Raw genomic sequence first — 21,087 nt, forward strand, 5'->3', positions numbered from 1 at the left:
GCTCAGCCGGCCGCAGGGGCCAGGACGTCGACCTCGGTGTTTTCGTCCAGGGCCACAACGGTGATCTCACCATCGGCCCGACGGATCTGAAGGGTCGACTGATGGATGGCCGAGGCCTTTCCGCCCATCTCGATCCCGCCCACGGGCCGTCGACCTTCGCGCTCGACGACACCCTCAAACTGCGTCTTCCAGCGGCGATGCCCGACGCGGACGAACTGGACGACGCGGACCTGGGTCCCCGGAGTGTATTTGGGCGTGCGGGTAGGGATCATAAAAAGCCGGTCGTTCCGAGGGCGGCTCGCGCCGCGGTGGATGAGGAGAGATTCCCCGGCCGACCACTGCGACGTCGGCGGGACGGGGATGTCTTTCGACCACCCCGACCCCTGATCTTAAGGAACACAGTCCACCTGGGCAAGGGTTGTCCCCGGTCGTTCACCGTCGTTTCGTCTTGTATCCAATCTTTTGCAACGCTTTGTCGGCGGCGTCACGGTGATCGCCCTGGAGTTCGATGTTGCCGTCCTTGAGGGTTCCGCCTGAACCGCATGCGTTCTTCAGTCGAGTCGCCAGATCGGCCAGGTCGTTTCCTTCAGGGTCGAGGCCAGAAACGACGGTGACGACCTTCCCCTTGGGACGCTTCTCGACGGCTAGACGCGCAGTTTGAGTTTCGGGCGGGATTCTGACCGGCTCCGTCTTCCTGGGTGGGCAGGTGCATTCGGCTTCAGGCTGTCCGCAATCGTCGCAGACGGGAGGACGGTCCCAGGGGGTGCCGGCGAAAAGACGGGTCACGGCGAGGTCCCTCACACGATCGGGAAGGTGTATCGGGGCTGGATCGCCACCGAAAGATTGGCGCGCTTGGCGTAGAGGAACTTCAGGTGATGATCGAGGTGCCCTACGTAGGTGGCCACGAGGTCGGCCAGCGTTTTGCGTCCAGTCTCCGAATGGATTCCGGAGCGGGCGAAGTCTTCGTCGGAGCAGGCTCGTAGGATCCGTTCTGTCCAGCGACGGTTGGCGGCGAAGAGAGCGACAGCCAGGTCGAGCGGGGCGTCCTGCATCTGGAGCCGATCGTTCCAGGCGTTCTCGTCGTAGGCCAGCAGCGAGGGGTTCGGCTCGGCGATCACTCGTTTCATTCGGTCGCTGGCCACCACGTCGCTGTCCGCCAGATGGGCGACGAGCTCGGCGATGCTCCACGCCCCCGGCCCCGGCTTGGCGCGGGCCTGCTCGTCGGTCAGGCCGTGGACGGCGTATTCCAGGGTGGCCGGGCCCAGGGCGTAACGGTCTATGAGTTCTGTGGCCTTGCTCATGGCGTTAGTCCTGATCGGAGGAGTCGTCTCCGGTTTCCGGCGAGCGTCGCCAGATGGAGAGTTGGGGATGGTTGTATTCCACGAACCAGATTTCCTCTTCCACGCCCAGTTCCATGGCGAACCTGCGTGCGACGAGGTGATTGACCACCTCGAGAGAGACCGCCAGGAAGTCGGTCCGGTCGTCTTCGGCCGAGTCGTCCGGATTATGGAAGATGAACCGGATGACGATCACCCGCTCATCAATCGGACCCTGGTTGGACAGGTATCGCCCGTCCATCTCGTAGATTGAATAGCCCCGGCTCGCCTTGCAGAGGTTCTTGATCCAGCGCTCTTCGTCGAAGTCCTCCTGCTTGCGGCGGCGGGCGATCGATTGCTTGACGAACGGGATCCTGCGGATGGCGCGCTCGTCGAACAGGTCTTCGAGGACTTCCTGGATCTTGCCGAAATAGCCGAGCTTCTTCGGCAGGATGACTTCATACATCCGGGCGGGCTTTGGCCCACTGAAGCGATAGTTGGCCATGCCCTACCCTCGCGTCTCGTGCGGCGGTCGTTGCGGGGATCAACCGTCGACGGCGATTGGTCCGCCATCGGGTAAGACGACTCTCAACGGGCAAGGTTCGCAACGCGGCGCCGAGGGTTTGCAGAACCGTCGACCCACATCGGCGAAATCCGACGACATCCGCGCAAGGTCGGCCGGATCGCCCTCGGCAGCGGAGATCAACGCTTGAGCCGCATCGTCGTATTCCGCCGTCACATCGATCCAGCCGTGTCGGACCAGGATGCGATAGGTTGCTCGATCGACGGGGTACGAGGCCTGACCGAAGACGTGCAACGCGATCCCGTCGGCCGTGGCTCGGCCGACTCCGTTGATCGCCGCCAGCTCGTCTCGCGGAAACGGCGGTTGAGTCTCGCCGGGACCTGGCTCGTGCTCCAGGTCCTCGCGGTGGGAGGCGTACCAGCCCGCAAGCCGTTGAAGCAGCCGAACAAGCCTGGGGTCGGCCTCGACGCGAGCGTCACGAAGGACGTCGGCGACCTCCGCAAGAGGCGCGGCGGCCAGTTCGGCCGGATCAAGCAGGCCGGCCTCGTCGAGCGCAGAGGCCGCTGGATCGCCTCGGCCACCGAAAACGGCCAGGTCGATCAGCGCCTGAAACCGAGACGCCCCCTTGGGGAAGTCGATGGGCCGGCCTCGAAGGACCGGCAGCACATCACGCAAGGGGGGCATTGGGAACCTCCGCGAAAGTCGCGGGAGGGGAGAGCCGGCGCCGACCAGACCGGCTCCGGTCGATTCAGGACTTCTTGGCCTTCTCGACGGCCGCCTTGTAGGCGCGGGCCAGCTTGCTCTTGCGACGGGCGGCGGTGTTCTTGTGCAGAACGCCCCGAGCGCCGGCCTTGTCGATCTTCGCGACGGCGGCGCGGAACTGGGTTTCGGCGGCCTCGAAGTTCTTTTCGGCGGCCGTTTCCAGCGCCTTCCGCGAAGAGGTCTTCACGATCTTCTTGGCGATCCGGTTGTGGAGCCGCTTCTTGATGCTCTGGCGCAGCCGCTTGGCGGCTGATTTGGTCGTGGGCATGGGTGCGTCGATCTTCCCGCGTGGATGACGAAACGTAACAAAGCCCGCCCGCGCCGGGCCCGGCGCGATTGCGGGCGTCCTGTTGAGGTCGGCCTACTTGAGGAGAAACTTTACCATGAACCGGTGCTTCAGTTCAAGTTCTTGAGTCGCTGAGCGACGTCGCGATAGGTGTAGTCGTTGGCGGCGACCTCGTTGTAGTGCTCTTCGGCCGCCTCCATGTTGCCGAGCGTCTCATTGACGCGGCCAAGCTGGTAGTGGATGGCGTTGAACTTGGTGGTGTCGCCGGGCTCGATGAGCTTTAAGGCTTCCTGATAGGTCCGCTCTGCAAGCTTGCCACGACCGTCGGCCTCGAAGCTGAGGCCGGCCTGCAACATGGCGTCCACCTTGAGGTTCGGGCTCCCCTTGGCGATCTGGAACTCGCCGATCGCCTCGGCGTATTTGCCGTCGCGGGCCAGGGCCAGGCCGAGCTGGTAGTGGAGGTTGTGGTCCTCGGGGCTGATGGCCACTCGGCGTCGGAATTCCTTGATCTCGTAGTCCAGGAGCATCCTGTGGAGTTGCTCCAGCTTGGACTTCGACGTGACGTCGGTCGGATCGTCGTCGACGCGTTTGGTGAGGGCTTCAATCGCCCGCTTCAGCCGGGTCATCTGAACCTCGGCGTAGTTCTGAAGCAGGATCGGATCCTTGGCGACGGCCTTCAGGCCGGCGGCCAGGATCTTCTCGGCGTGCTCGAACTGACTCCGCTTTCGGAAGATGTCGGCCAGCTCGATGTACGGCCAGACCTGTTTGGGATCCTTCTGGATCTCCTTGTGGAGGCGTTCCTCGGGCGTCATCTTCTCGAGCTTCATCTGCTCGAGCTTGGCGGCAATGTCCTCGGCTGTTTCCTTGGGCTTCTCGCCGGCCTTCTCGATGGCGTCCTCGTAGTTGGCCTTCTTCATGGTCTGGCTGGCGAAGAGGCCCTTGATCTTCCGTTCGGACTCATCGTTGTAGGGATCGATCCGCTTGACGGCTTCCCAGGCGGAGATCGCCTTCGGCCAGGCTTCGCAGAGTTCATGAACGTGGGCGGCGTGACGGTAGTATTCCACGTCCTTTCCGACCTCGTTCTGCACCGACTCCAGATACCACTGGGCGAGCGGGAACAGGTCCATCATCTCGGCCGCTTCGGCCGCTTCACGAGCGGCGGTCACATCCCAGGGGTTGTTGGTGAAGGCTTCCTCGCAAACCTCCAGGCAGACGGCGTAGTTCTGCTTCCCCCTCGCCGAGCGGGCTTTCATATGGATGGGCTTGTTCGTCATGGCGACGAGTCGACCCACCTTGGAAGGCTCGTTATTGAACCTCCGCCGCTGAATCCCCCGAAGCGCCTGCCTGAACTGGAGGCTGTCCGGGACCAACTTGCAGGCCCGCTTGTACATGTCGATCGCATAGTCGAAATTGGACTTCTGCGAGGCATCGTTGCCGAACTCGAAGAAAGTGCGAGCTTTCGAGAGATCCTGGGGATCCTGCTCCGCTGGCATCGGGCGTGCTCCTCACCAAGCCGGGGCGTGCGTCGGCCGGAGTTCTTGAACCGGGAGAGTTTTCTGTATTCTACAAGATTGCCGACCGCCCCACCACATACCAGATAGGCGGCATGCGACCTCCAACAGATCCGAGAAAGCCCATGGACATTCTCAGGAACGCTGGCCTGTCCGATTTGATCGCGGGCGACCGCCTGGAAACCCTCGCGGACGGCTTCGAATTCACCGAAGGCCCGCTCTGGCTTCCCGACGGCTCGATCCTATTTCAGGACATCAAGGCTGAGAAGACCTACCGCGTCGACGCCGACCGAAAGGTCACGGCCGTCCGCGAACGGACGGAGGCGGCCAATGGCCAGACCTTCGCCGCCGACGGCGGCATCGTCTTCTGCGAGCAGAACGGCCGTCGATTGTCATGGATGTCGCCCCGGACGTTCGAGCGGGTCGTTCTAGCCGAGCAATGGGAGGGGAAGCGGCTCAACAGCCCCAACGACGTCGTCTGCCGGAGCGACGGCTCGGTCTATTTCACCGACCCACCCTACGGAGTGAAGCCCGAGAATCGGGAGATCGACTTCCAGGGAGTCTTCCGATGGACCCCGACTGAAGGCCCCGTGAAGGTGCTGGAGGGCTTCGAGAAGCCCAATGGCCTGGCCTTCTCTCCCGATGAGTCCATCCTCTACGTTTGCGACACGGGACGATACCACGTAAGGGCCTTCCAGGTTCGTCCTGACGGCACTCTGGAACACGGTGCGGGCCGAGTATTCGCGGATCTCGACCCCGGGCAGCCGGGAGGGCCGGATGGGATCAAGGTCGATCATTCCGGGCGAGTTTACGTGGCCGTTGCTTTGGGCGTCTGGGTCTTCGAGCCCGATGGGCGACTGCTGGGAATTCTGCCGACGCCCAAGAGGCCTTCCAACCTCAACTGGTGCGACGCCGACTCTCGCGGACTGGTCATCACGGCCGTCGACGCGGTCCATTACGTTCGGTTCAAGGAGCCTGGCCAGGCGCCGACCTTTCTGCCGAAGGCTTGAGTTCCAGCAATCGAGAGATGCCCTGTTAATACAGCCCATTGTGGAATACAATGGTCGTCGCGACGTTCCGCGTCCCCTTTGCGGAACGAGGCGACCCGAGCCGGCCATCCCCGCGAGTCGCCTCTCCCCGCCCGTCCAGGCTCGTCAGGCTAATCACGACCCGCGCCACGAATGGCCGCGCGGGCCGTCGTAGGAGATCCGCGTGGCTAAAGAAGAACCGATCCGGACCGAAGGGCGCATCGTGGAGGCCCTCCCCAATACACAGTTCATGGTCGAGCTGGAAAACGGCCATAAGGTGCTCGCGCACATCGCGGGAAAGATGCGGAAGAATTTCATCCGAATCGTCCCCGGCGACCGCGTGACCGTCGAGATCTCGCCGTACGACATCGACAAGGGTCGAATCGTCTACCGCGAGCGCTGAGGCTATCCCCCGCCCGCATCGTCCCGCCCCGAATCAGGGCCGCTCAACGCTCCCGCCACCAGAGGCGCGGCCCGATCCCCAACTTCGCCGCCGTCGGCTCGACATCCCGCCGGAACCGAGAGGCGTCGACCGGGTAGCCCGCCGACGGCCTCAGGCCCGGGACGAGCCGGGTCCAGTAGGCGTTGAAGACGTCCATCCAGCATTCGCGGATCGTCTTCGCCGCGATCGAGGCCAGGGCGACGAGCGCATCGTCGGCGTCGGCCCGAGGAGTCAGCCGAAGGCTGAGGGAGCGACCAGGCGAGCGGATCATGTACTCGCTCAGCGCGGGGCCTTCCTCGCCGCGGTCGATCCACGTCTCGGGGAACGCTGAAGCCAGCGGCTCCAGGTAGTAGTGCCGACCCCCGTGCTTGTCGCCTCGGACGTGAATGGGCCGGCCGTCAGCGGCCAGGTCCCAGACTTTCCCAAGCAGCCTTGCGAAAGCCTCGAAGTGGACGGCTGCCTTGGATGGAAGTCGTTCCAGGCCTGCGTTGAAGCGCTCGGGACCGACGACCTCGACGTACACCTCGGCGATCTGCCAGGCCTTCGAGGGAGGGGCGAACGGTCGCGCGGCGAGCCTGACTCGAAGCCCCTCGATCAGGTCAGGCTTCGGCCAGGGGGGCGGCGGCTCCTCGGCATGCCGCCAGCGGTCAAGCTCGACGCTCGATGCATCGAGAGCGGAGTCGCTGATAAGAGCGGCGGTCGAATCGGGCAGCGGCCGGCCGGCGGCGTCGAGCAGGGCGAGGCACGTTGAATAGAGGGCTGTGCGGCCCTTCGCACCCTTGAGGATCGCCTTGGAGTCGTCGACAGCGAAGCGATCGGCCGGCCCCCTCGCGCGGCGAACGGAGAGGGCCAGGTCTTCCCAGAGGGTCGTCGGCGGGTCGAGGTCCGGCGGGCAGGATGCGGACGTCCCGCACGATTCGACGACGACGGCGGCCATGACGAGGGGGCCAAGGTTCGGTCCGTAGCCCGCCTCGTCGATTCCGACCCATCGCATGGCGGCCGTCTCGCGGGGATGACTCAGGCGGCCGAGGCGTCGGCCGTCGGGGCGTCTTCCTCGGCGTCGGTGTCGGCCCAGATCGCGGCCGGGGCCTTGCCAAGGACTTCAGCGGCCAGCGAGGCGTAATCCTCAGCGCCTCGGCTGGACGGCCCGTACTGGAAGATGGACTGGCCGAAGCTTGGGCATTCCGCCAGCCGGATGTTGCGCCTGATGCGCGTCCGGTAGAGCTTGGCTTCGGCCCAGGGGGAAGCCCCCTTCTTCTTGGCGGAGAAGAAGGCCTGCAGATCCTCGACGACCTCGCCGCCGTGACGGGTGCCGGCGTCGTACAGGCAGAGGACCACGCCGCCGACCTTCAGGTCGCGGTTGACCCGCTTGGAGACGAGGTTCACCGTTTCCAGCAGCTTCGAGAGCCCGTGGAGAGCCAGGAAGTGAGCCTGGAGCGGGATGAGGACCTCGTTGGCCGCGCACAGGGCGTTGAGCGTGAGGACGCTGAGCGACGGGGGGCAGTCCATCAGGACGAAGTCGTACTGCTCTTCATCGGCGGCGAGCTGGTCGCGGAGAATAACCTCGCGGCCGACAGTGCCCAGCAGTTCCAGCTCGGCGCCGGCCAGGTCGATATGGCTGCCCACGATCGAGAGGTTCGGCGCGACCTGGCGTCGGACCTCTTCGATGCTGAGACCCTGGGTCAGGATCTCGTAGAGCGAAGGCCCCGAACGGCCCGGCAGCAGGCCGAGGTGGAGGGTTGCGTGGGCCTGGGGGTCGAGGTCGATCACCAGGACCTTGTGGCCTTCCAGGGCCAGCGCGGCGGCGAGATTGACGGTCGACGTCGTCTTGCCGACCCCGCCCTTCTGGTTGAGCACCGCGATCCGCCGCATCGTAACTCCTTCCGTGGACGTATCCTGGCCGAGCCGGCACGGCCGTCCTCGGCCTTGCCTCCCTGCCGTCGGCTGCCGGCGAGCCCGAGGTCGGCAGTCCATCCTCTTCGCATCCCTGCTCTAAGCTGAATCGGCGAGTCAGCCGCCCGCCTTGAGCCGGCCCCGGTTCTTCTTCTTTTCAAGCTTCGGCTGAAGCTCGGCGAGGAAGGCGTCGCGGGATTCGTCGGCCTCCCGTCGAAGGCGTTCCAGCAGTTCGCCGGCCGCCTTGCGGAAGGCGTCGTCGAGTCCCGCCTCGGCCAGCATCGCCTCGACTTCGTCGACGGCCACCACGGCGTCCTGATGGGCTCCCAGGACGTCCTGGGTCGTCCGCGCCAGCTCGATCAACCGCTTCGCCTGCTTCTCCACGCTCGATCCGAGCGTCGGGGCGATCAACTCCGTCGTGTATCGGGCTCGCTTGGCTCGTTTGCGGAGGTCGTGGAAAGCCTGGTCGGGACTGTCCGATCGCAGTTCTTCCGAGTCCTTACGAAGCCGCTTCCAGGCCCCGGCGACCAGGGGGGGCAGGACCTTCCGACAGGGCTTCGACGCCTTAGGAGCGAGCGGCGGATTGTCGAGCGCTCCTCGAATCGCGGTGAGGAGCGCCTCGAACCGCTCCCCCTTGAGCGTCCGCTTCATGGCTCGTGCGGCGCGGGTGTGGCGATCGGCCAGCCGATCGAAGAGGGGTTTGAGGGCCAGGCGGTCTTCCTCGGACTCGCCCTTCTCCAGCCTCTCCCGCAGGACGTCCAGGTCGCGGACCTCGCCGACGGCCGCGCCCAGCCATTGCAGCTCGGCGATCAGTCGCCCCCCCTGCTCCCCCTCGAGCAGCTTCCCGAAGGCTTGCAGCTCGCTGCGAAGGCGTCGACAAGACGTCCGCAACCGATGCACTCCCTCCGGACTGCCTGCCCGTGCAGCAGCTTCGGCGGCTTCGATGCGCTGAACGGCTGTCCTCAAAGCGGCGAGGACCGCCCTGGAAGCCGCATCGTCCGGCTCCGTCGACCTGGCATCATCGACCCCCGCGGGCTGGATCGGATCGGGGATGGGCTGGGAACTCATGAGAAAACCAACAGGCTGGATAATCCGCGACGACTGCCGCTTCCCCAACGATACGGCCGCGATGGATCTGGCACAAGGCAGCGACCTGAGACCGACGGACTGCTCGTCGACCTCATGCCGCCCACGGATCCCCGCCCAGAGTCCATCCCGTCGAGGAAGTCCTCGTGTCGATCCTCCCTGTCCAGATCCAACCCAGGATCGGGTTCGATTGGCTTCGGTCGAGGCCAAAATCAAGCAAATCCACGATTCGTAACCTGCTTGTCGGATTCAACTTATCGCTTCAAATGTGCGTGCTTTCGGCGGGTTCGTTTGGCAACTTTGCTCGATGCGAGCAGAGCCGTTTTCCCGCCGCTCACAACCAACGACCGGATTGTCAAGGATCGCTCTCTATCCAATAGCATGGTCCCAGATCGAATTAGTGGGGCGACGAATCGCAAGAGGAGCCCCGAGAGCCGACGCTACAACCGGCCCCTCGATTCGGGCTTTCGAGCGCCGACCGATCAGGTAGAACGAGTGGCCCGGGCGGCCAGCCCGGGCTTCGCAAGCCTGGGATCGAAGTCGTCCGGTCGGGCCGCCCGGACTACCGGTGACGAGCCTCCTTGCCAGTCCGCAACCCAGGAGCATCCGCTCTATGGTCGCCGCCGGCCGAGGGCCACAGTCCCCATGCTCCTTCGTCGTCGGGAGGAATCCAAAACGTCGGCGCACGAAAGCAGCTACCGGCTCATCCTTCAGACGAGGGCTTACCGGAGCGGATGAAGTCCGCGATTGACGCGCCGGGCGTTTACCTGGCCAAGCGCGAGAGGCTCCAGGGCCAGCAGCTTGACCAGTTGGGTGGTGGAACAATCCAGCCGCAGGGCGGCCTCCCTGGCGTCGTCGTCGCACGTCGCGAGGACGTCCAGCGCCTCGGCGAGGAGGGCGGGGAAGTCGTCGTGTTCGGGGCTGACGACGATCCGGCCGCCTCGGAGGCGGGAGGTCCAAAGGGGGCTCGGGGAGGGTTCAGCGGGAGTCCGGATTTCGATGGCCAACCGGACGCGGAGTCGGAAGAGGGCCTGCTGGCGGTTCTGGCCCTGGCTGCGGCGTTCGGCGGCCTCGGCCGAGATGCCCGTGGGGCGATGCGTCAGGATGACGGCCGTCTCGACCTTGTTGCGGTTCTGACCGCCGGGGCCGGAGCGTCGGGTGGCCCGGAACTCGCACTCGGCGGCCAGCTTGTCGGGATCGAGCGCGGCGGGGTGGCCGCTCATGCCGGGGCGACCTGATCGAGCAAGGCGGCCAGGTCGAAGACCGTCGCCACGCCGGTCGTCCCAAGCTGGTGCACGACGACCGACGACGCCACGACCGCCAATTCCACGGCCTCGCGCAACGAGGCTCCCGCCGCCAGCGCCGCGGTCAGGTTGGCCGTGACCGAATCCCCTGCCCCGACGACGTCGATCGCCCCTCGCAGAGGGAGCGTCGGGACGTGGACGGCTTCGCCGTTCGGGTCGGCGGCGAGGATTCCGCGTTCGGAGAGCGTCACGAAAACCGGCCGGCCCGAACCTTTCGCCAGTTCGACGGCGGCCTGCCTGATTTCGTCGATCTCGGCGGCCGGCGGTCGTTCGAGCATCGCGGCCAGCTCGGCGGCGTTCATCTTGAGGGCGACGCTGGGCCAGCCCTTCAGGCCGCGTCGCGAATCGGCCAGGAAGAGGAGGTTCGGACGTTGTGCCGTCAGTTCGTCGATCGCCCCGAGGAGCTTACGCGTCACGACCCCCGTCTCGGCGGCGTCGACCTGCTCCAGGACGATGATCGCGTCGCAGGTTTCGGCTACGTCACGCAGGCTTTCGATCAGCCGCTTCTCCAGCACTTCGGGTGTGGGCGTCCAGTTCTTGGAGTCGAGTCGGTTCAACTCCACCGGGGGCTCGCCCGGACGCACGACGAGCGGCTTGCAGTAGGTGAAGGTGCGGCGGTCGCGAGCAGTCAGGAAGTGCTCGGTCGAAACTCCGGGGGCGGCTCGAAGCCCGCGCTCAAGTTCGTACCCTTCGCCGTCGTCGCCCCGGAAGCCGACCACCTCCACCCGGCCGACGCCCAGCGCCACGAGGTTGTTCAGCACCGTCCCCGCCCCTCCCGGCTGCGCCCGAACGGCGACGACGTTATGGACTGGCAGGCCGGTCTCGATGGACGTCTCGGCGCGGTCGGGGTCGATCTCCAGGTAGCGATCGAGGCAGAAATCGCCTACGACCGCGATTCGCAGATCTTTGTAACGGGAGACGATCTCCCGGAAGCGTTCCGGCGTCATGAAACCACCTGGCGATACAGGTTCTGGAGGAAGGCGGCGTTGTCGCACTGGAGGTAGTGCATCTCGCCCCCCATCCGGGCGTAGCTCTTGCAGAACCTCAGATAGTAGGCGGGATTCGACTTCGGAGGTTCCCCCGTCGACCAGTCCCAGCCGCCGCCGTCCTGGACGTCGACGACGTAGATCGCGTGGTGGTCGACGATCGGTCGATCGTCCTGGATCCGAAGGTTGTTGACGTTGCTCAGGCTTTTCTCAAAGACCTGAGGCCCCATGATCGCCGAGCCGACCGACAGGACGACGCCGTGGTCGAGCGTCTCCACCGAACCGCAGAAGTGTCGGAAGTCCGCAGCCGCCGCCCGGCCGATCACAGCGCCGTCGAACATCGGATGATTGGCGATGATGTCGTAGCCGATCCCCGGATGCACGGTCATCGGGATCTTGTGCTGGAAGGCTTGCGCCAGGATCGACGCGTGCTTCCAGCGATGCTCGACAGTAATCCTTCCCGACGGCAGGTCGTGATCGAGGATCGCCCCGAGGGCGTCGGCCCGAGCGGCGGCGAAAGGATGGGTCGGCTCGTCGCGGAGGGACTGTTCCAGCTCAGCGGCCGTCGGGAGTGTCACGCCGTCCTCGGCGATGAATCGACCGAGCCCCGCACCGTAGCCCTCGCCACGAAGGCCGGCGGCGATGAGGGCGAGGTGGATGTTCCGGCCGGTCTCGTCCCACGAGCCGAACTTGCCGAGCGGGACGTTCTCGCGGACGCTCTCGGTCGAACGGCCGAGCCAGGCGTACTCCCAGTCGTGGATCGTCCCCGCGCCGTTCGTGGCGAGGTGGGTGATCCATTCCCGCTCCATCATCCGGCCGAGGATCGCCGCCGCCCCGTTGCGGAGGAGGTGCGCCCCGTAGATCAGCATCACTCCCCCGCCCTTTTCGCGGGCGCGTCGGATTCGCCGGGCGCATTCGGCGATCCGATCGGCGACGACCGGCGGGACCGGCTTCGGCGGGGCGTCGGGATCGAGGACGACGTCCTCGACGTTCGTCAGGCTCCGGCGTTCTTCCAGGGGGAAGACGCGGAGGCGGGAGAGGTCGAGCGGCGGCGTGTTCATGATCCCAGGATCAACTCCAGCAGCGGGGCCTCGTCGCGATAGTCGGGGATGACGACGTCGGCGCCGACGCCCGTCAGGCGTTCGAGCTTCCAGGCGTCCATGCGCCCGGAGCCGTTGTCCGCCTCGTCGCTGGCCACAGCCACGGCCAGGCCGCCGACTTCCTTGGTGTTCTGGATCTCGACGTAGCCGTCGCCGAAGGAAAGAAGCTCCGCGCCATGGATGTCGTTCTCGCGGAGGATCCGCTCGATGACCATCTTCTTGGAGAACGTCTTGTAGTCGTCCTGGGCCCCGTAGATGTGAGGGCCGAAGTAACGCGCGACGTCCAGTAGTTCGGCCTCGCGACGAACGAAAGGCTCGTCGGTGCCGCTGGCCAGGTAAAGAGTCAGGCCGCGACGCGTGAGGTTCTCAAGCAACTCGCGGGCTCCGTGGACGAGCAGGTCGTCGGGGCGGATCGTCCCGTGCTTGAGGCCGTCGAGCCGGTGGGAGATCCGTTCGTCGAGCCGGTTGAGGTACTCGTGCTTGTACCAGAGCGGGTCGTGGGGATGCCCTCCCCGTTCCTTGATGCGTTCGGCGAGCTGGATCATCTGGTAGATGGTCTGCTTGCCGTTGAGGTGCATGATGTCCTCGAACGCCATGCGACGGCGGTCCTCCTCGGACTCGCCCTCGAGCGGAGGGAGCATCTCAACGAACATGGGGACCATGACGTCCGGCCAGCCCTGGCGGACCAGCGAGAGCGTGCCGTCGAAGTCGAAGAGGACGCGGCTGGTCCCTGGTCGAGGGGCGAACGACGGCTGCAGGATCACGTCGCCCGCGAAGGACGGGGCTGGGGTCGTCACGCCGGCTCCTTTGTCTGTTCCATGAACGCGTAGCAGATCATGTGGAGGATGGTCATCTGGACGTCCTCGACGCGACCGTAATGAGTGTCGGCCACGACGATCGCCTGCTCCGCAAGGGTGGCGATCCCGCCACGCTTCGCGCCCACCAGGGCGATGGTCCGCAGGTCGTTGTCGCGGGCCCACTCCATCGCGCGGACGAGGTTCGGGGAACTGCCGCTCACGCTGCTGGCGATGAGGACGTCGCCGGGCCGGGCGTAGTTTTCGAGCGGTCGGAGGAAGACGTCGTCGAACTTGTAGTCGTTGCCGATGGCCGTCAGCCAGGCGACGTTGTCGGCCAGGGTGAGGATCCGGAATCGCCGGCCGAGGGCGTCGCTGGCCCCTTTGCCCAGGTCGGTGGCGAAATGAGAGGCGCTGGCGGCGTTGCCGCCGTTGCCGATCGCGAAGATCTGGCGGTCTTCCTCCCAGGCTCGTTTCACGGTGGCAACGGCCTGCTCCACGTCGGGGAGCGAGATCGAATCCAGCGCGCGGTGCTGGGCTTCGACGTAACGCGACAGCCAGGATTGCATGAGGGCCTCGCTACAGGGGGATCTCGGGGCGGCTCGAACAACCCGATCATAGTGCGTCGCCGATGTGCGAGCGAGACCCCGGCGGGCGTCGCAGCCTTGCCCGACCTGGACGGCGCCGTTACCTTGATTACTCTTCGCAAGGTCGCAAGAGCGGCCCGAGTCCCCCGCCCCGAGTATCCGTCGTGAACCCTCCTCCAGACAGTCCGGTCGGATGGCGCAAGCCGGCGATCCGTGCGGTCAAGGCGGCAATCGCCGTCCTGATCTTCTGGGGAGTCGGTCGACACGTCGTTCGAACCTGGAACGACCTCGGAAACAGTGGAACGACTCTCGAGATCCACCCCGTCTGGTTAATTGCGTCCGGCCTGATTTACATCATCGGACTGACGTTCTGTGGAGCCTTCTACGGCGACGTCCTGCGTTCCAGCCCCTCGCCGATCTCGCGGTTCGCCGCTCAGAGGGCGTATCTCATCAGCCACCTGGGAAAGTACGTCCCGGGCAAGGCGGTGGTCGTGGTGATGCGTGCTGCGCTCTCGACTCCTTATGGAGCCCGGGCGTCGACCTCGGCCGTGGCGACGTTTTATGAAACGCTCGTCATGATGGCCTCGGGGGCATTGATCGCCGCGGTGGTCTTCGCGATGGGGGGCGATTCACCGGTGCTGACGCTGGATCGAACGATCCTGGGGGTTCGCGAGATCCGGGCGTTCGTCCTGTTCGCCCTGCTCGCGGCGGGCTTGGCGGCGGCGTTCCTCGTTGTCGTCGCACCGCCGGTCTTCCATCGCGTGGCCGGGACCCTGCTTCGAAAGGTTCCCGGCGTGAGCGCCGATGCGATGCCCACGCTCTCCTGGGGATTGCTGGGGCTGGGGCTCATTCGGACGGCCGGCTCCTGGGTCTTGCTGGGACTGAGTCAGTTCGCGGCGGCTCGCGGCCTGGCCGGCCAGGTTGATCCATCCGTGATTCCGGTCGTGACGGCGAGCGTCGCGTTGGCGACTGTGGCCGGATTTGTCGTAGCCGTCGCTCCGGGCGGGCTGGGCGTTCGCGAGAGCGTTTTGATGTATGCTCTGGGGCCAGCACTTGGGACGCGACTGGCCGTCGCCGCCGCCCTCGCGCTGCGATTGTCATGGGTGGCCGCGGAACTTCTAGCCGCCGCGGTCCTCGTCCCGATGGGTAAGAAGTCCGCCGCGCCGGAACGGGTGCGGACGGCAGAGGCGATCCAGGAAAACATCCCGATGACGGAAGCCCCATGATCAGCGTCGTGATTCCGGTCTACAACGAAGAGCAGAGCCTCGCCATCCTTCACGGCGAGTTGGACGCCGTTTTCTCCCGACTTGGAGAGGACGTCGAGTTCCTCTTCGTGGACGACGGCAGCCGCGACGGCTCGTGGCGGGCGGTTTCGGAACTGGCCCAGAAGGATTCCAGGGTTCGGGGGATTCGTTTCCGGCGGAACTTCGGCAAGGCTTCCGCCCTGACGGCGGGATTCCAGGCGGCGACGGGCGATCGCGTCTTCACGCTCGACGCCGACTTGCAGGACGACCCGGCGGAGATCCCTCGCTTCCTGGAGCGTATCGACTCAGGGCTCGACGTGGTGAGCGGTTGGAAACGGACTCGTCACGACCCCTGGCACAAGGTTTATCCCAGCCGGGTCTTCAATGCGCTGGTGAGCAACCTCACCGGCTGCGTCCTGCACGACCACAACTGCGGCTTCAAGGCGTATCGGAACGAGGTCCTCCGCGAGGTCGGCATTTACGGCGAGCTGCACCGGTTCGTACCCGCATTGGCCTTCGCCAAGGGTTTCCGCGTCGGCGAGATCGAGGTGAATCATCGCCGTCGCGAGCATGGCAAGTCCAAGTATGGATTCACGCGGTTCCTCAAGGGCTTTCTCGACCTTCTGACGGTCGTCTTCCTGACGAGGTTCCGTCAACGCCCGCTCCACGTCATCGGCGCTTCGGGGATGATCCTCTCGACGCTCGGGACGCTCGGGATGCTCTACATGGCCTACGTCTGGTTGATCAACCACTGGGCGACCGACCCCCACCCGATCGGCTCCCGGCCGTTTCTGTTTTACTCCATGGCCCTCATGCTGGTGGGCGCCCAGCTTTTCAGTCTGGGCTTTCTTGCCGAACTGGTGACCTCTTACGGAATCCGGGCGCAGGACACGTACTCCATCGCCGAGAAGATTCGCCCTGAGGGCGTCACGAACCAGTCCCGCGACGGCGTGGGATCTCCTTCTCAACCGCAAGCCTGAGCAGCGCGATCATGAGCACCCTCGAGACTTACGAGACCCCCGTCGAGCCCGTTCCTGTTCGAACGGAGCCCCGTCGCCTGCTGGCTGGGTTGTTGATCGCCACGGCCGTCGGGCTGGCGTTCGGCTCGCTCCTGCGGCAGCCGACCATGATGGGCGCCAACGACATCTCGCGGTGGTGCACCGTCTGGAGCCTGCTCGAACGCGGGACGTACGTCATCGACGAATGCCCCTGGCACGCGGACACCCAGGACAAGGTGCAACTTCCGGCGAAGCCCGAGCAGATCGGCCCCGACGGGCAGCCGGTGAAGCATTACTACTCCAGCAAGCCGGCCCTCCTGCCGACGCTAATCGCGGGGGTCCTCTACCCCGCGCGAAAGCTGATCGGCGTGCCGCTCGACAAGGTGACTCTGGAAAAGCGGGAACCACGGTGGTCGCAGATCCCTGACCCCGACAACCCGGGCAAGGTCAAGGGAGTCCTCACGACCCCCGACCAGCCGGTGAAGTGGCCGGTCTACATCTTCTACTTCAAGCCGATCTTGATCCTGCTGAACATCATCCCCTTCTGGGGATTCCTCGTTCTCCTCGGGAGGATGCTCGACCGGTACGCGCGGACGGACTGGTCCTGGTTCTATACGCTCTTCGCGGCGGCGTTCGCCACTTATCTGCTCCCCTACTCGCAGACGCTCAACAACCATACCGTCGCGGCGTTCTCGGCCTTCTTCACGCTCTACCACTTCGTGAGGATCTGGGACGAAGGAGCGACCGAGAACTGGCGATTCGCGCTCGTCGGCTTCCTGGCCGCCTTCACGGCGACCAACGAATTGCCCGCCGCCGCCTTCGCAACCCTGGCCGCACTGGCGCTGCTGCGGCGATTCTTCTGGAAGACGCTCACCTGGGGGATCCCCTTCGCGTTGATCCCTCTCGTCGCCATGTTCGCCTGCCAGTACGCGGCGATGGGTCAGTTCAAGCTCCCCTACGAAGAGTTCGGCCATGACGCCTACCTGTTCGAGGGGAGTCTGTGGAAGACGCCTCTGGAGCTGGACGCCCTGAACGTCCCCTGGATGGACCCAGAAGAAGCCGCGCGACGGGGGATCGCCAAGGAGTCGTATGCCAAGTACTTCTTCCACTTGACCTTCGGCCATCATGGCTTCTGGTCCTCTTCCCCCATCTTCCTGATCGCGGCGATCGGGCTCTTCTCGTTGCTTCGCGGCAGAAAGCCGATGGGGGCGGTCGCCTGGATCACGCTGGCTCTGACTGTGATCCTCCTGGCGTTCTACACGTGGAATCCGAAGGCCCGCAACTACGGGGGCTCGGCGCAGGGGCTCAGGTGGCTCTTCTGGTTGATCCCGTTCTGGATCCTGATGCTCCCCGCCGGGCTAGACGCTGTGGCGGACCGCCCCTGGCTTCGCCGTGCGGCGGTGCTGGCCCTGTTCGTCTCGGTGATGTCCGTGGGATACGCCATGCGGGGGCCGTGGAGCAACCCCTGGTTCCAGGACATGATCGAGCACCTGGGGCTCTACCACCTGCCTCGGTGATGCGACGGGATCAGGCTCGGCGAGTCACGGCCGCGACCTCGTCGCGACGGCCTGCGTCAACGGCCCGCGCAGGGAGGGTGACGATGAATCGGGCCCCCTCGCCGACCTTGCTCTCGACTTCGATCGACCCCTGATGCAGGCTGGCGACGGCCTGACAGATGGAGAGGCCCAGGCCTGTGGAACTCCCCGTCCGCGGCCGGGCTGAGTCGATTCTGTAGAACCTCTTGAAGATGTTGGGTAGATGCTCCGGCGCGATCCCGATGCCGTCGTCTTCCACGAAGAGTCTTGCCTTATCCTGGCCGCAATCGAGGCCGACGTGGATCTGCCCCCCAGCGGGCGTGTACTTCACGGCGTTGTCGATCAGGTTCAGGAGCAGACGACGAAGCTGGTCGACGTCTCCGTAAACCACACAGGGAGCGACGGGCTCTTCAAGGGTCAGCGACAGGTCGGCTTCGGAGGCGACGGCCAGCATCTGGGACGTGACGTCGACGAGGAGGTGGTCGAGACGAACGTCCTCGAACGAGGGTTTGATCGAGGCGTCCTCGCGGCTGAGGTGCAACAGGTGTTCGGTCATCCGCGTCAGATGAGCGATCTCCTCGAGCATGCTCTCAAGCGTCCGACGATACTCGGCAGGATCACGGTCCGACATGAGCGTGACCTCGGCCTCGCTCCGGAGTGCAGCGAGGGGCGTACGCAGCTCATGGGCGGCGTCGGCGGTGAACCGTCGGATTTCACCGAACGAGCGCTCCAGGCGGGCGATCATTCCGTTGAGGGTCCGGGCGAGACGTCCCAACTCGTCGTCCGGGTTGGGGGTGTCCAGTCGCCGGTCGAGGCGAGTCGCGGTGATCTGGTCCGCCTCGGCGGTCAGTTTTTCGACCGGCGAGAGGGCCTTCCAGGCCAGGAGATACCCGCATCCGAGGGCGGCGAGTAGCAGGACCGGCCCGGTGGAGAGGAAGACGTCGCGGAGCTGGCCAAGGTGCTTCTCATTGGTCTCAGTGGTCAAGGCCACCTGAACCAGCAGCGAGGCGTAGGGAGTGACGATCGCCTTGCTAAGCATCCGGCAGGGACCCACTCCGATGACCTGGACGTCTTCGTGGACGCTTTCCCCGTGGGAGAGCGGCGGCACGGCCGGCGGAGGGAGGCCTGAGTCCTCGATCCGGGCGGATCGAAGCCAGGCCTGGTCGCCGTTCTCCGTAACCTGCATCTCGAAATCGGGATGGATGTCGAACTGCCATTCCAGCCGCTCGCGGAGGACCTCCGGGTTCTCGGCCCGGTTGATTTGGTCCTCGATCACGGCGAGTTGGGCGTCGAGGTTGTGGTCGGTCCTCGACTGGAAGAGGCGGATCATCAGCAGGTCAACCGACGTCGCGAAGATCGTCAGCACGGCGGCGAGAACCGCCCCGTACCAGAGGGTCAGGCGCCATCGGATGCTCAAGCGATTCATTCCACATCCTTCAGGACGTAGCCGACGCCTCGGACCGTGTGGATGAGCGTGGGACGATCGGACTTCTCGATCTTCTTGCGCAGCAGGGTGATATACACGTCGATGGTGTTCGTCAGCGTCCCGGTCCCTTCCTTCCAGACCTCGCGAGCGATCATCTCACGGGTGACCGGCGTGTTCTTGTTCTTCAGGAGGAACTCCAGGAGTTCGAACTCCCGGCGCGTCAGGTCGATCTCAACTCCCCCGCGAACGACCGAGCGCTCGACGAGATTCATCTCCAGATCATCCGCCTGGAAGCAGAGTTCCCGGCTGACCACATCGCGGCGGATCAGAGCCCGAAGCCGCGCGAGAAGTTCCAGGAACGCGAACGGCTTGACGAGATAATCGTCCGCGCCCGAGTCGAGCCCGGCGACCCGGGATTCAACCTCGTCGCGGGCCGTCAGGATGAGGACCGGCTTGTTGAACCCCTCGGCGCGGAGGCCCTTAAGGACGTCCATGCCGTCGCGCTTGGGGATCATCAGGTCGAGGATCATCGCGTCGATGAGGTTCGTGGTGGCCTGCTCGTAGGCGGCGTTGCCGTCGGCGGCCGTGAGAACTTCGTAGCCTTCCTCGCGTAGGCCCCGCTCCAGGCTCTGGAGCAGCTTGGACTGATCCTCGACGACAAGCACCCGCGGCATAACGTCACCTCGATGATTCCGATGCCACTAACCGAAGCAACTCAGACTGCACCGTCGAGTCAACCCGGAGCAAAGCCATTGGACGACTTGCGCCGACCCGTGAGTCCAGCCTACCCCATTTCGATCCTTAGGGGGCGCGCTTCGGAGAAGATTAAAAAAATCACGACGCCTTACACCCACTCACACCACCGAGGTTTCAACACTTCGGATTTGGTCGAGTTTGCTGGATGTACGGACGATAACGGATCTGAGGCGTCAACGGACGGCGCCCTGGATCATCTACGTCCGTCGACGGCCGAGGGTTCTCGCGTTTCATGGCCGACCGAATCCGGATCTACGGAACGAGAGGCTGGCTCCTCGCGGCGTTGGCGGCGTCGACCGTCATGGCAGCGCCGGGATGCCTGGGACCTCGCGCCCTCCGTTCGACTCGGATGAAATATAACGAGGCGGTTCGAACGACCAACGACGAACAACTCCTGATGAACATCGTTCGACTACGATACGCCGACTCGCCGGTGTTCATCGACCTCCCCAGCATTACCAGCCAGTTTGAAATGGCGGGGATGGCCCACTTCCTGGGAGGACGGGGAAACCAGTTTCCGGGCTTCGCGAATCTGGGAAGCGGAGAGTTTACTGCCCGAGACAGCCCGACTCTCAGCTATCGCCCGCGCGAGGGGAAGGACGTCTCGCGGATCCTGCTGACGCCGCTCTCCGCGGAACTCTTCAGCGTGGTCAATGCAGGAGCCAACTTCGAGCAATTGATGCTCACGACCATCGACGACATCAACGACGTCCCGAATGCTCCCCAGGCCGCGCTCATGGTCCCCAAAGTCCCGGATTACAACGAGGAGTTTCTCCGCGGAATTCGTCTGCTCGCAGGACTTTACGAGCGAGGAGGCGTGGAACTGCGAGTCGGAAGCGAGGAAGAGGACGTCAGCGCTTCCGACCCGATCGCCACGAACTCGCTCGGCGGCCAGGACCTGCTCAACGCCGCCAAGGAGGGTTATGTCTACCGTCAGAAGGGGGAGGGTGAGTACGCCCTGCTGAAGCGCGACAAGGGGTTGGTCCTGAAGATCCGACCAGGTTTCGTCAACTCGCCCGAGATGCATGAGGTTGAGCGGATTTTTCGCCTTCGACCGGGACTGGCCGGATACCGCGTCCGCTCCGACCTGGCGGAGAACGCCCTTGAGGCTACCAAACCGATCGACGAGGGGGCGGATACGATCTACCTCCACATGCGGTCGATTCTCCAGATCCTCCTGTTTCTCTCGAAGGGCGTCTGCGTGCCTGAAGCGCACGTGCTGGACCATGTCGCCCCCAGCACCGAAACCCCTGACGGCGGCGTCTACAACTGGACGCGCGTCACGGCGGGCAACTTCTTCGTCCACTCTTCCAAGCACCGCCCAAAAGATCCTGAGGTCGCCGTCCAGTATCGGGGGTACTGGTTCTACATCCCCAGCGACGATGTCAACAGCCGGTCGATCTTGGCCATCATCGAGATCCTCGTGTCGCTCGAAGATTCGGAGTCTCGGGTGATCGGCGGTCCGCTGCTGACGATCCCTGTCGGCGGCTGACGAGGTGACCGAGGGCTG

23 protein-coding genes are annotated in these 21,087 nt (G+C 64.9%); 6 read left to right on the plus strand and 17 right to left on the minus strand.

From position 1 onward, the window contains the following. Positions 1 to 2 precede the first annotated feature (2 nt). The 7 genes from G5C50_RS03555 to G5C50_RS03585 all read right to left on the minus strand — a co-directional run bounded on the left by G5C50_RS03555 (position 3) and on the right by G5C50_RS03585 (position 4,380). On the minus strand, positions 3 to 272 hold the full coding sequence (locus G5C50_RS03555; RefSeq protein WP_165065038.1) for a hypothetical protein: 270 nt from the start codon (positions 270 to 272) through the stop codon (positions 3 to 5). Positions 273 to 432: 160 nt separating this feature from the next. Next, positions 433 to 786 (minus strand): translation initiation factor, encoded by a 354-nt coding sequence (locus G5C50_RS03560; protein ID WP_165065041.1) that lies wholly within the window; start codon positions 784 to 786, stop codon positions 433 to 435. Positions 787 to 797: 11 nt separating this feature from the next. Beyond that, a complete protein-coding gene (locus G5C50_RS03565; RefSeq protein ID WP_165065044.1) occupies positions 798 to 1,301 on the minus strand; it encodes a DinB family protein in 504 nt (167 codons plus the stop codon). A 4-nt stretch (positions 1,302 to 1,305) separates the two neighbouring features. Beyond that, entirely contained in the window at positions 1,306 to 1,821 is a 516-nt protein-coding gene (locus tag G5C50_RS03570; RefSeq protein WP_165065047.1) for a hypothetical protein, read from the minus strand. A gap of 39 nt (positions 1,822 to 1,860) precedes the next feature. Continuing rightward, positions 1,861 to 2,523, minus strand: coding sequence for an endonuclease III (locus tag G5C50_RS03575; RefSeq protein WP_165065050.1), 663 nt, complete (start codon positions 2,521 to 2,523; stop codon positions 1,861 to 1,863). Between the two features lie 64 nt (positions 2,524 to 2,587). After that, entirely contained in the window at positions 2,588 to 2,869 is a 282-nt protein-coding gene (gene rpsT / locus G5C50_RS03580) for a 30S ribosomal protein S20 (RefSeq protein ID WP_165065053.1), read from the minus strand. 128 nt (positions 2,870 to 2,997) lie between these two features. After that, positions 2,998 to 4,380: a tetratricopeptide repeat protein gene (locus G5C50_RS03585; RefSeq protein WP_165065056.1), complete on the minus strand. Its 1,383-nt coding sequence runs from the start codon at positions 4,378 to 4,380 to the stop codon at positions 2,998 to 3,000. A gap of 143 nt (positions 4,381 to 4,523) precedes the next feature. Here G5C50_RS03585 and G5C50_RS03590 point away from each other — a divergent pair, with 143 nt between their 5' ends. Together G5C50_RS03590 and infA are read left to right on the plus strand one after the other, a co-directional pair. Next, positions 4,524 to 5,408 carry an SMP-30/gluconolactonase/LRE family protein gene (locus G5C50_RS03590; RefSeq protein ID WP_165065059.1) on the plus strand — a complete coding sequence of 295 codons (885 nt, stop codon included), beginning with the start codon at positions 4,524 to 4,526 and terminating at the stop codon, positions 5,406 to 5,408. Between the two features lie 202 nt (positions 5,409 to 5,610). Then, positions 5,611 to 5,829, plus strand: coding sequence for a translation initiation factor IF-1 (gene infA, locus G5C50_RS03595; protein ID WP_165065062.1), 219 nt, complete (start codon positions 5,611 to 5,613; stop codon positions 5,827 to 5,829). Between the two features lie 43 nt (positions 5,830 to 5,872). On the opposite strand, the gene G5C50_RS03600 is transcribed toward infA, so the two are convergent. The 8 genes from G5C50_RS03600 to G5C50_RS03635 all read right to left on the minus strand — a co-directional run bounded on the left by G5C50_RS03600 (position 5,873) and on the right by G5C50_RS03635 (position 13,600). Next, the gene (locus tag G5C50_RS03600) at positions 5,873 to 6,862 is read right to left on the minus strand and encodes a hypothetical protein (RefSeq protein WP_165065065.1); all 990 of its coding nucleotides are present in this window, start codon (positions 6,860 to 6,862) and stop codon (positions 5,873 to 5,875) included. A gap of 23 nt (positions 6,863 to 6,885) precedes the next feature. Further along, positions 6,886 to 7,740 carry a ParA family protein gene (locus G5C50_RS03605; RefSeq protein WP_165065068.1) on the minus strand — a complete coding sequence of 285 codons (855 nt, stop codon included), beginning with the start codon at positions 7,738 to 7,740 and terminating at the stop codon, positions 6,886 to 6,888. Between the two features lie 138 nt (positions 7,741 to 7,878). Next, entirely contained in the window at positions 7,879 to 8,829 is a 951-nt protein-coding gene (locus G5C50_RS03610; protein WP_165065071.1) for a CHAD domain-containing protein, read from the minus strand. A 740-nt stretch (positions 8,830 to 9,569) separates the two neighbouring features. Next, positions 9,570 to 10,070, minus strand: a complete 501-nt coding sequence (locus tag G5C50_RS03615) for a peptide chain release factor family protein (RefSeq protein ID WP_165065074.1) — start codon at positions 10,068 to 10,070, stop codon at positions 9,570 to 9,572. Next, positions 10,067 to 11,098 carry a bifunctional heptose 7-phosphate kinase/heptose 1-phosphate adenyltransferase gene (locus G5C50_RS03620; protein WP_165065077.1) on the minus strand — a complete coding sequence of 344 codons (1,032 nt, stop codon included), beginning with the start codon at positions 11,096 to 11,098 and terminating at the stop codon, positions 10,067 to 10,069. The genes G5C50_RS03615 and G5C50_RS03620 overlap by 4 nt, the downstream gene beginning before the upstream one ends. Further along, the gene (locus G5C50_RS03625) at positions 11,095 to 12,198 is read right to left on the minus strand and encodes a hypothetical protein (RefSeq protein WP_165065080.1); all 1,104 of its coding nucleotides are present in this window, start codon (positions 12,196 to 12,198) and stop codon (positions 11,095 to 11,097) included. Before G5C50_RS03625 ends, G5C50_RS03620 begins: the two co-directional genes overlap by 4 nt. Then, positions 12,195 to 13,034, minus strand: coding sequence for an HAD family hydrolase (locus G5C50_RS03630; RefSeq protein WP_165065083.1), 840 nt, complete (start codon positions 13,032 to 13,034; stop codon positions 12,195 to 12,197). The genes G5C50_RS03625 and G5C50_RS03630 overlap by 4 nt, the downstream gene beginning before the upstream one ends. Further along, positions 13,031 to 13,600, minus strand: a complete 570-nt coding sequence (locus G5C50_RS03635) for a D-sedoheptulose-7-phosphate isomerase (protein WP_165065087.1) — start codon at positions 13,598 to 13,600, stop codon at positions 13,031 to 13,033. Before G5C50_RS03635 ends, G5C50_RS03630 begins: the two co-directional genes overlap by 4 nt. Before the next feature lie 182 nt (positions 13,601 to 13,782). Between G5C50_RS03635 and G5C50_RS03640 the strand changes: the two genes are divergently transcribed. From G5C50_RS03640 to G5C50_RS03650, 3 genes are read left to right on the plus strand one after another with little or no spacing between them, the layout of a single operon-like run. Further along, on the plus strand, positions 13,783 to 14,844 hold the full coding sequence (locus tag G5C50_RS03640) for a lysylphosphatidylglycerol synthase domain-containing protein (RefSeq protein WP_165065090.1): 1,062 nt from the start codon (positions 13,783 to 13,785) through the stop codon (positions 14,842 to 14,844). Continuing rightward, positions 14,841 to 15,842, plus strand: coding sequence for a glycosyltransferase family 2 protein (locus tag G5C50_RS03645; RefSeq protein ID WP_165065093.1), 1,002 nt, complete (start codon positions 14,841 to 14,843; stop codon positions 15,840 to 15,842). The genes G5C50_RS03640 and G5C50_RS03645 overlap by 4 nt, the downstream gene beginning before the upstream one ends. Positions 15,843 to 15,853: 11 nt before the next feature. Continuing rightward, a complete protein-coding gene (locus G5C50_RS03650) occupies positions 15,854 to 17,377 on the plus strand; it encodes a hypothetical protein (RefSeq protein ID WP_165065096.1) in 1,524 nt (507 codons plus the stop codon). 10 nt (positions 17,378 to 17,387) lie between these two features. Here G5C50_RS03650 and G5C50_RS03655 read toward each other — a convergent pair whose 3' ends face one another. After that, positions 17,388 to 18,821 carry a HAMP domain-containing sensor histidine kinase gene (locus G5C50_RS03655; protein WP_407673479.1) on the minus strand — a complete coding sequence of 478 codons (1,434 nt, stop codon included), beginning with the start codon at positions 18,819 to 18,821 and terminating at the stop codon, positions 17,388 to 17,390. After that, positions 18,818 to 19,495: a response regulator transcription factor gene (locus tag G5C50_RS03660; RefSeq protein ID WP_165065102.1), complete on the minus strand. Its 678-nt coding sequence runs from the start codon at positions 19,493 to 19,495 to the stop codon at positions 18,818 to 18,820. Before G5C50_RS03660 ends, G5C50_RS03655 begins: the two co-directional genes overlap by 4 nt. Before the next feature lie 314 nt (positions 19,496 to 19,809). Between G5C50_RS03660 and G5C50_RS03665 the strand changes: the two genes are divergently transcribed. Further along, positions 19,810 to 21,069, plus strand: a complete 1,260-nt coding sequence (locus G5C50_RS03665) for a hypothetical protein (RefSeq protein WP_240906944.1) — start codon at positions 19,810 to 19,812, stop codon at positions 21,067 to 21,069. Positions 21,070 to 21,087: the final 18 nt, after the last annotated feature.

Source organism: Paludisphaera rhizosphaerae (assembly GCF_011065895.1).
Lineage (GTDB): Bacteria > Planctomycetota > Planctomycetia > Isosphaerales > Isosphaeraceae > Paludisphaera > Paludisphaera rhizosphaerae.